Below are 9827 nucleotides of genomic sequence, written 5' to 3' on the forward strand. Positions count from 1 at the left end.
TCAAATTAATTGGTATCTGAATTCCCGACCACTTAAATGTCTTAACTGGCATACACCAATCGAGATCTTCTTGCTTAATCTGCGTCACTAAATTCGTTCAAGTTATTTCTTGCAATCTGCCTTTTATAAAACGTGATCCAACTGATCCGGTCTTTCGTTTTAGTAATGTTATGAAATTGCTCAAAACATATTTGCGAAAGATTGGTGTTTATAAAGAGGTCCGTAAACTCAAGAAATTTACTCTCGAGCTTTGGACATTTTGGGGTGGTGTTGATCTTAGTGTATTTAAGGATTACGAAAAAATACTAACTGAAAATTCTAAAAGCAAGAAGGATACTAGTAAGATTGTCGCTATTCATAGTAATACAGTCTTTACTAGTCAATCTGTAAAACTTGACGTTTCAGATGAAAATCGAAATGCTGTTAGGATTTCTAAGAATGATAAGTTAGTAATTCGTGACATGACTAAGTTGGCACCTGGTAAAGAGAATTTAGCAGGCCTAGGTAAACTGATTGGTGTTCCCAAGATTGATACTGAAAAATGGGACCAGGAAGATGGTTTACCTAAGGGCTACTATAAATCGCATATGACGGATTTGTGGAAAAACCGTCAAACTGATTTCATTGATTATTCTCTAGAAGACGTTGTTGTAACCGCAAAATATGGCACTTTTATCTTAGAGTTTCAAAAGCAATTAGTTCAAGATGGATTCGGCGATTTTAAGCCGTTACAACTTAAACCAAGTTTAGGTAGTATCGTTGCTGCCATTATCGGTTGTGAGAATACTAAATGGACTTCTTGGATTGTCGATGAAGTAATTAAATTGCTAAATCAACTTGATCGTCAGAAAGATTACACTAAAAACTTTGAGAGCTTTTTAAGAGCTATTTGTAAACCTGAAGTTAAAACCGTAAAAGGCAAAGTAATTCGCGACTATCATTTTGATGAGTTGCCTGATAATCCAACATCACAAGAGTTACGTGATTGGTTGGGCGAACATCTCGATTTCGATAAGATTCGTAAAGGTTATTGTTTTCCTAGAACGGATATTAGTGACGACAAGAGTCATAAACATTTAGTTCATGATATGACTAACAAAATTGATGTCCCACTAAACCAGATGTTTTTGGACGCTGTTAATGCATATAACGGCGGATATAACCTTGTACAGGATACGGGTATTATTCCCAAAGGTGGCGAAAAGCGTGATTGGGATATTAGTTCGGCTTACTCAGAAGCTGGTCATTTAATACCAGATATTGCGCCGGGGCTTGGTTCCGCAAAATTTAAGGAGTTTCACAATCTCCCTATTAGTCGATTTGGCGATATTGTAAAAGCTACCGAAAAAATGAACGGACCATATACAGTCGGTGTGGGTATCTTTGATATTGAATATCCCAAAGACTATAAGGGCTTTGTGATTACACCAAAGAATGTTGCTGGTGGCCCCCGTTATTTCCGGAAAATTCACCAAGTAACCCTTCCCTATACTGACGCTTATACGGCTTGGATTTGCGGTGCTAAAGTTTTTACCCATCGTTTGAGTTTCGTTAAGCAAGCTAAGATTCGGCCCGGAACCCTTGATGGTGTCAGTCAAGAAGGACATATTCAGGATATCTTTCAAAAGCGCCGCGAAAAGTGTGTTCACGGAAGCCCCGAAGATAAAATGAATAAAAACGTTGTTAATCAATGCTACGGGGTAACAGCTGAGGGACTAAAGAAGAAAACTAGTCCTGATTATAACAATGGTCGGCCTTATTACGTGCCGTTTAGTAGGATTACTAATCCGTTGAAAGCTATCCAATTCACGGCAATTACTCGTTTGCACATTATTACATTGCAACGGGCAATTTGGAAGGTTGATCCTAGCACCATCTTCCTTAACAACGTTACCGATGGCTGCTTGACTTGGACGAAAGAACCACTGAATATTAATGAGATTATTCAATCTATGGACCAGATCACTTCCAAAGAGAACCCTTTATATCACGATATGGTGCATAACTACTTTGATGGTAAGTACATCAAAAGGAAGGATGGTACTAGTCAAGAGACGGCCAACTTACGAACACGATTGACCTTTAGTCGTGATAATCAATTGAGTGCGATGGTAGGATTATCGAAAATCACACCGGAACAAGTCTTTTCTGATTACCTTGACCAAAATCGTTCAACTATTAATGTTGTAAATCATCAAATAACTGGAATTACTGCGATGCGGCACGAGGCAAAGTTCCAACATTTGCAAACCTCATGGAATCAACCAACAGATTTATATTTCTCATTTGATATGGCTCAGGTGCCGACTAAATACCATAAAACTGGAAAATTTGTTTACTGGGAAACTAGACCATACAACTCAGAAGATGAATTCGCACGGTTATGGCAACCAGGTCGTGATGTCCTGAAGTATGGCGTGTGGTACTCTACCGATTATGCACTGTACTTTCAACATTTCTTTACAGAGCTTCAAGATGGTTATAAGCCAATGAAGTTCTGGAAGATTGATAAAAAAGATAAGGACGGTGATAGTTACTTACACAAAGGAACAGAAGTTTATCGTAATTGGGCTTTCTATGTTGCTCGTAATGACTTAGACACTAAAGCGGCATATAACTTAATTACTCAAAAGTTTAATGAGAACGGGTGGACTTATATACGCGGTTCTGAAGAACATGACTTACCGCAGTTACAGTCATTTAGGGCAACCGTACGGCGTATTCAGAAGAAGCACGTAAAAGTATTACCTAATTATGTTTTGTTACACCAAGAATCACTGATTTAATTATGGAGGAACTAATTATGAATAAAAATTTATTAGATTTGAATCTTTGTATCGTAAAGGTTTTGAAGCATAGCTATGTATATTTGAATGTCTTACGTAATCCAGAACCGAATGTTGCCCTTCAAGCATATCGGCTTTGTTTTAAGGCCGATAATCTGTACGGAGTAAATGGTGAACTATGGGATGGAAAACCGAATGAATATATCACAGAAGAAACAATTGAAGCAGCCCGTTCAGATTACAAAATTAGTAAGGATGAATATGACTATTTCTATAGCTTGTCACCTGAAGAACGAATTGATGCTATTGGAGAAATGCTTGGCAAACTTATTGATTTTGGTGACGTGTATTAAAAGGAGATGAACCTAACAATGGACTTTGGCTTAGCTAATTTGAATAAACGATATGTGTTTCATGCAACTATTCAAGAATATAGTCTGGATAGTGAATGGTCAAAAACTAAACAAGATAATGTTTGGAAGCCTATAATTAAGCTTTCCAATATTTATTGCCGGGCCCCAACTACGGGGCTTTTTGAATTTGCAGGAAATGATGCCAAAATCAGCTATACCAAATCAATTGCTGGTCTAGGCCAATTGATTAGCGGTGAGGTAATTGAATTTAAAGCCCGATATGTTGGTGGGGCAATAAGTTACTCATCGCTTGGGCAATTAATGAATCCTAGCAAGTTCAGAATTGTTAAGCCGCTTATCAAGCAACGCTATCCAGTACCTTATAGTGAATATTTAAGGGTTGGATATGTTATGGAAGTGAACCGCGATAAGTTGCTTAATTTGAATATGTATGACCAAGAAATTGTTGATCAATATGACGATTGGTGCGATACCAACGTATACAAAAAGAACTCTGCAGCCGACCAAAGCAATGCAAAGTCCTGAATAATCAATTCATTTGAAAACTGATTTACCAATATTATGTCATGTCTAACGAATAAAAGAAAGAAGGCAAACTTTTATGTACGGTACTAAATTGATTAACGCACGTCAACTCGCTGATGCTTTAGGAGTGTGCAACACAACACTGTTTAAAATGTTAAAACAAAGAAATCAAAGGGGCGATCCATGCCCTTTTCATCAATTAGGACCAAATAGTCGCAAATATTATGTCCTTGATGAAGTACAACAATGGCTAGTTCAATAGTTAAATACATGATAGAATGAAGGGGTCGAAAGGTTCCTTCTTTTTTTAAGAAGGTAGTATAAATGGCAATTTCTAAAATCAAAAGCGGTAAGTTTGCTGGGTTATATAGAGTTAGAATTCAACCGAAAGATAAACTTACTGGTAAAGTAATTAGCGTAAAAAGTCAGGTGACGAAGACAAAAAATTATCAAGATGCCCAAAAGTTGGAATTAGATATGTGGGCCGATTTTCATGGTCAACAGTTAGTTGCGGAAACCAAACTGGATCAACCCTTGGCTGATGAATTCCAACATTATGTTGATGAGTGCCAAGAACTTGGTAAATGGGCTGATTCAACAGCCTATGACTGGCAATATACTGCTAAACTTGTAAAACATTATTTTGGACGTCAAAAAATAAGAGATATTCGTGAGACCGATATTAATAAATTCGCACATAATTATGTGCGGGACCATAAAACAAAAGTCGCCAAGCATTCAACAGTAGATCGTCAGCTTCAGAACTTACGGTGTTACTTTGGAAAAATGGAGCGGTATGGGCTGAAAATTAATCCGGTACCCAAAGGAGCTTTGTCAGAATTCTTTCGCCGCAGCGATATGACTCGACCGGACGAAAAGTACATCTTTAGTGACGATGAAATTTACCAGATTAGGCATCAAATCTATCACGACTTGAATAATAAGCCTTTTAATACTTGGGGGAGTCGTCTTGGTATTTTGATTGCACTCGATACTGGTATGCGACCGCAAGAAGTTCAAGCATTACGATGGAATGAGTTTTATGATGAAGAAGGTTTTAGAGTTTTTGAGATTCATGATTCTTGGAATGAGAGAACTCATGAACTGAACATGACGTTGAAGGACCGGATGCAGGGTGATACTCGCAGAACTCTTCCGCTATCAGAAGAGACTATTCGTTTCCTACATGAATATCATCATAAGCAATCAGAGTACTTGGAGAGAAAGAAAATTCGCAATCAGAATAACTTTATTCTCTTAACACTGAGTGATCTTGCTCGTTGCACTGCTGGTTATCCTGTTGCACAACGTTCAATGAACGATATGCTGAAATCCATTACGAAACAATTGAAAATTGATAGTCATGGATTGGGCATTACTATGTATACATGCCGACATACGGTAGCTTCAAAGCTGGGGAATAACCCTCAAATGAGTTATCCGTGGGCGGCATCTCGTTTCGGACATACATTAGAAATGTTCATGCGAACGTATGTCCATCCTGACAAAGATAAGAATAAATCGATGCTGGAATTGGTTGTGTCTAGCCAGACACACTAGCAGGCATTGGGGAAAATGAGACCTGTCATGATGCGGGCTGAGAGGGATATTCCTCTGAATCTCTAGTCAGCATAATTAAAGGTTTATAGCCGGTTAGAAGTCTACAGAGAAAGCCGTTAAAGCTTGATTTGTGGACTTTTATGTTATTTTTAATCGCTATGTGAATGTGATCACATGCCGCTTTGAACACAATTTTAACCACACAAAATTGAAAAAATTAAACTGTGTGTTTGAAAGAAATTAGGAAGGGCTCTGATCGTTGATATATCAACGTTTTGGTTTTAAAAAGTGTGTGTTTGTGTGTTTGATTCGGCTGAGGTCGATGAGATTGTTAGGTCATTTGATTTCTCACAGATTACTCACACTCATCAAGGCATGTTGTTTTAGAATTTTAGGGAAATGCTGTAGTATCTGCTATATCAAGCTTTTCGGCGTGTGTAGGTGTGAGAAAAAGTGAGAAACACCGACTTGAGACAATAAAAATAGCAAGCATAAGAAAGCCAGGGATAACGACGATTGCTCGTTATTCCTGGCTTTCAAGTTTTAGTTATCACTTTTTTGTACTATAGCAGTTGAGTAAATAAAATTTCTTCCAATGCAGCAGTAGTTCTGGCTGGCAATTATTCCCCACTAAGATTATTATAAGTAAGTAGAAAATGCATAGTTAGAAATGGTCGGGCAGGAACATTTGCTGGCCCCGGGCCGCCCGCTCTATCAAATTATTAAGGAGCATCTGGCGGTCAGTCTGCTGCTCTGGGGGCCACCTGGATCTGGCAAGACGACGCTCGCTTATGTAATGTCGAAAACGCTCCAGTTACCCTTCAAAAAGTTCAACGCATCCATCCAAAATAAGAGCCAGCTGCAGAAGCTAGTCGACCGGCACCCGGATGAAAGCTTCGTCCTCTTGCTGGATGAAATTCATCGCCTGACGAAGCCCATCCAGGACTACCTGCTTCCCTACCTGGAGAATGGCCACATCCTGCTGGTGGGAACGACCACCGAAAATCCGATCATGGCGATTCAGCCGGCGATTCGCTCCCGGTGCCAGATCTTTGAATTTTATCCGATTTCCGCCAACGAGATTGAACCGGTGCTGACGCGGGCGGCCAAAGAACACCTGGGCTTCACATTAACGGCGGAGCAGGCCCACGCGATTGCCAACAGCGGCAACGGGGACGTCCGCGTTTCCCTGAATATCCTGGACGCCCTTCATGCAATGCACCCGAATGAATTGTCAATGAAGGCGATCGAGGAGTTTGCCCGCAACCAGCACTTCGCCTTTGACAAGGACGCCACCAAGCACTACGATTACCTGTCTGCCTTTCAGGATTCAATCGAGGGCTCGGATGCGGATGCGGCGCTTTACTACTTGGCGGTAATCCTGAAATCTGGTGACCTGGAATCGGTTGTTCGCCAGCTCAAGGATGCGGCCGCACTAGACGTCGGCCTGGCTGATCCGGCGCGCGCCACCCAGGTGATCACCTTGGCAAATACCGCCCTGGAGATCGGCCTCCCGCGTGCGTCGACCCACGTGGCGATGGCAACCATCCTGTTGGCGGTAGCGCCACGTTCCGATTCGGCGATGCAGGCCTACTACCAAGCGGCAAAAGATGCCGAGCACCCGACGAATCATCCGATGCTAAAGTACCTGCAGGACTCGCACTACCAGGGAGCGGGCAAATTACGCGGGGCGGGGGAGATGCAGAACATGTTTGACCTGCCGCACAAGATTGCCCGCCAGGAATATCTGCCCAAAGATTTGGTCGGCAAGCATTACTACGTTCCGGCACCGAACCGGGCGGAGCAAAAACTTTACTCCCAGTATCAGGCCCTGTTCAGGTATATCTACCAGCGACCGTTTGTTCCGACCGAATTCCCGGATCACTTTGAGCATTTCATGAGCATCCATATTAAGTAACAGGAGGAGAAGTGTTTTCACTGGCCTCAAAATGGCAAATTAACTAAGATACTAGTAAGGATAAGAGGGAACGAAAGGAGCAATCACGATGACACTTAAAATCTATTCATTCGGCGGTGGCCAAATGGTTGAAGCAATGCTGCGGGCTGCCTTGAAGAGCGGGGTAATCACGGCCGACGAAAGTGGCGTGAACGACATTTCCGCCGCTCGGGTGGCCTACCTGAAGGATCGTTATCACATTAAAGCCAGTCAGGAGATCGACTGGTCGATGGTGCTGGCGGCGGACCTCGTCATTCTTGGCGTTCGTCCGCAAGACGACTGGGCCGGGATTATGGCCGGCTTGGTTCAACATCGTTACCAGGGTGATGTGATTTCGATCGTCGCCGGGGTTTCGGTTAAGCAGCTGACCTCCCCGGATGATCAATTTGCGGTGACGCGGATCATCCCCAACACGCTGACCGACATTGCGATGGGCTACAGTGGCGTGGTTAAAAATGATCATGCCAACCAGCCCGCCGTTGAGGCCTTCCTGAAGAGCTTCGGCAAGATTGATTACGTTGACGAATCATTACTGGACGTCTTCACCGGCTACGGGGTCGCGGGGCCAAACTACATTTACAATTTCCTGATTAGTTTTACCAATGCCGGTGTTCTCGCCGGAATGCCCCGTGAGCAGGCCAATAAACTGGCCCTGGAGAACCTGAAAGCCGCGGCGACCTTCGTGGAGAAGAGCGGCAAGCACCCGGCCGAGTTGCTGGACATCAATAATTCCGCCGGGGGCGTCGGCATCACGGCTCAGCACGAATTGGACAAGAGTTCCTTTGCAGCTGGGATTGAAAACGCCGTGCTGGCGGCCGTTAAGAAGACTAAGAAATTGGGGGAGCACAACTAATGACCGAACAACTCAACTGGGATCACACGATGATTGACGTAACAGATTTGCAACGGGCAATCGACTACTTTAATTCAAAGGGATTCGATTTTCGGCCGGGCGGTCACCACAAGTACTGGGGCACCAAGAACGCCCTGGACTACTTTGGCCTGAACTACATCGAGCTGCTCACGGTGGCCGACCCCACGCAGGCCCGCGCATTTCCGTACGAAAATAATTCTGGAATTTACGATGCCGTCCGCGATTACTTTGCGGGCATCCAACGTTTTGCGACCATTGCCATTCGCACGACCGATATCGAAGCAACGCATCGTCGGCTGGCCGCGCAGGGCATTGACGTTGGCGAAATCACTGGTGGCAAGCGCGTTGATCCGACCGGCAAGTTAATTCAGTGGCAAATCTTCTATGTCAACGACAAGCTGGCCGCTGGGCTGCCGTCCCCATTCTTTATCCAGTGGGGTGAAAATGATGCGGACAGGAAAGTAACCTTGAAAAAACAGGGCCTGATCCATTCCCACTCGGCGGGTGAAATCTATGTTGAGCAGGGAATCTTTAAAGTTACCGACCCGCAAAAGGCCGCAAGTCAGCTCGCGGCGATGCTTCAAACTACGGCCCAGCAACAGGGCCAGAATTACTACATCAACATTAGCGGCAAGCAGTTAGTCTTTGTTCCCGGTGCGGACAATCGGTTGGTTGAACTGATCTTTGCCGGGGCTAAGCACCCAGAAAAGCTCCAGCTCGGCGAAATCAAGTTTGACTTGCGTGCGACATCGCCAAACGCGTTCTAAAGTAGTGCTCGTAACGTTCGATATACCATTCGTCATAGGGACGATTGTTCGCTAGGTAAAAGCTCTTATTCTGCTTCATGATGTAGCCAATCAATGGGGCGTTATCGAGTGGCATCGGTGGCCGCTTTGGTGGTGCGGTCAGCAATTCGACCTTCGTCGGGTATTGAAGCCGGTAGTCCTTGCTCTTCGCATTGCAATACCCCTTATAGTAGGTGCCGACCCGGGCATTGAAGGCCAGCTGGTCGCCGGGGCGCAGTTCGCCCAGGCGAAGAAACTGCTTGCCGTAGTTAAACCAGAGATGGTTGGTGATCAGCTCCCCCGGTGTTAAGCAAGCGGATGTTGGTCAACAAGATCGTCGGCTTGAAGGTCTGATAGGCGCGTTTATAGCCGGTGCGGGCAAATTCACCAACAAATCTTTCGCGGGTAGCGGCGCCAATATTCTTGAGTGATTTTCGCATATGATTGTCTCCTTTAAGCATTTGGGCGTGAGGGTCCCTACTGTTTAAAGACGTAAATTAATCAAAATGTTACGAAATTTTTTGGAGACTTTGTTTGCAATACAAAATGTATATATTTTATAAGATAAATGTATACACAAGGTTGAAGGGAATGAACTTTGCCAATGACTATTGAATCATCAACGAAGATTTTTAAATCAGGGAATTCCAGTGCTGTTCGGATAAGTAGAGACATTATGAATGCAGCTGGTTTAAAAGTGGATGATCGAGTTAATGTGGTTTTTAATTTCCATGATGGGAGTGTAGTTATCAAAGCCGCTGACGCTGAAACAAAATTTCATGATCATTTTTCTGAAATTTTGAAGAAGAGTATGGATGAAGATCAAGCTGCTCTGGACTTCTTAAAGTCATGTGGTAATAAGTCAAGATAAAATTATCACTGACAAACTTGTTTTGACCAGATTTTTGACGCACTTAAATAAGCCTTGGTACCAAGGTGTTTTAAAAGCTAAGCGTCGAGAATCAA

Annotated in this window: 9 protein-coding genes; 8 read left to right on the forward strand and 1 reads right to left on the reverse strand. The window is 43.3% G+C overall.

What is annotated here, in order from left to right:
- Nucleotides 1–176: 176 nt before the first annotated feature.
- The 7 genes from OCT58_RS09385 (at nt 177) to OCT58_RS09415 (ending at nt 8843) form a co-directional block, all read left to right on the forward strand.
- A complete protein-coding gene (locus tag OCT58_RS09385; RefSeq protein WP_267202581.1) occupies nt 177–2786 on the forward strand; it encodes a hypothetical protein in 2610 nt (869 codons plus the stop codon).
- Between the two features lie 17 nt (nt 2787–2803).
- On the forward strand, nt 2804–3139 hold the full coding sequence (locus tag OCT58_RS09390; RefSeq protein WP_072575183.1) for a hypothetical protein: 336 nt from the start codon (nt 2804–2806) through the stop codon (nt 3137–3139).
- An 18-nt stretch (nt 3140–3157) separates the two neighbouring features.
- Entirely contained in the window at nt 3158–3685 is a 528-nt protein-coding gene (locus OCT58_RS09395) for a hypothetical protein (RefSeq protein ID WP_086118362.1), read from the forward strand.
- A 324-nt stretch (nt 3686–4009) separates the two neighbouring features.
- Nucleotides 4010–5245: a tyrosine-type recombinase/integrase gene (locus OCT58_RS09400; RefSeq protein ID WP_267202582.1), complete on the forward strand. Its 1236-nt coding sequence runs from the start codon at nt 4010–4012 to the stop codon at nt 5243–5245.
- A 670-nt stretch (nt 5246–5915) separates the two neighbouring features.
- Nucleotides 5916–7163: an AAA family ATPase gene (locus OCT58_RS09405; RefSeq protein ID WP_267202583.1), complete on the forward strand. Its 1248-nt coding sequence runs from the start codon at nt 5916–5918 to the stop codon at nt 7161–7163.
- An 88-nt stretch (nt 7164–7251) separates the two neighbouring features.
- Complete coding sequence (locus OCT58_RS09410; protein WP_267202584.1) at nt 7252–8055, forward strand: pyrroline-5-carboxylate reductase family protein; 804 nt, start codon at nt 7252–7254, stop codon at nt 8053–8055.
- Complete coding sequence (locus OCT58_RS09415; protein ID WP_267202585.1) at nt 8055–8843, forward strand: VOC family protein; 789 nt, start codon at nt 8055–8057, stop codon at nt 8841–8843. The genes OCT58_RS09410 and OCT58_RS09415 overlap by 1 nt, the downstream gene beginning before the upstream one ends.
- Nucleotides 8844–9130: 287 nt before the next feature.
- Here the strand turns inward: OCT58_RS09415 and OCT58_RS09420 are convergent, their stop codons facing one another.
- The gene (locus OCT58_RS09420; protein WP_267202586.1) at nt 9131–9301 is read right to left on the reverse strand and encodes a hypothetical protein; all 171 of its coding nucleotides are present in this window, start codon (nt 9299–9301) and stop codon (nt 9131–9133) included.
- Nucleotides 9302–9465: 164 nt separating this feature from the next.
- Between OCT58_RS09420 and OCT58_RS09425 the strand changes: the two genes are divergently transcribed.
- Entirely contained in the window at nt 9466–9732 is a 267-nt protein-coding gene (locus OCT58_RS09425) for an AbrB/MazE/SpoVT family DNA-binding domain-containing protein (RefSeq protein ID WP_267202587.1), read from the forward strand.
- Nucleotides 9733–9827 lie beyond the last annotated feature (95 nt).

This window comes from Limosilactobacillus kribbianus (assembly GCF_026413145.1).
Classification (GTDB): domain Bacteria; phylum Bacillota; class Bacilli; order Lactobacillales; family Lactobacillaceae; genus Limosilactobacillus; species Limosilactobacillus kribbianus.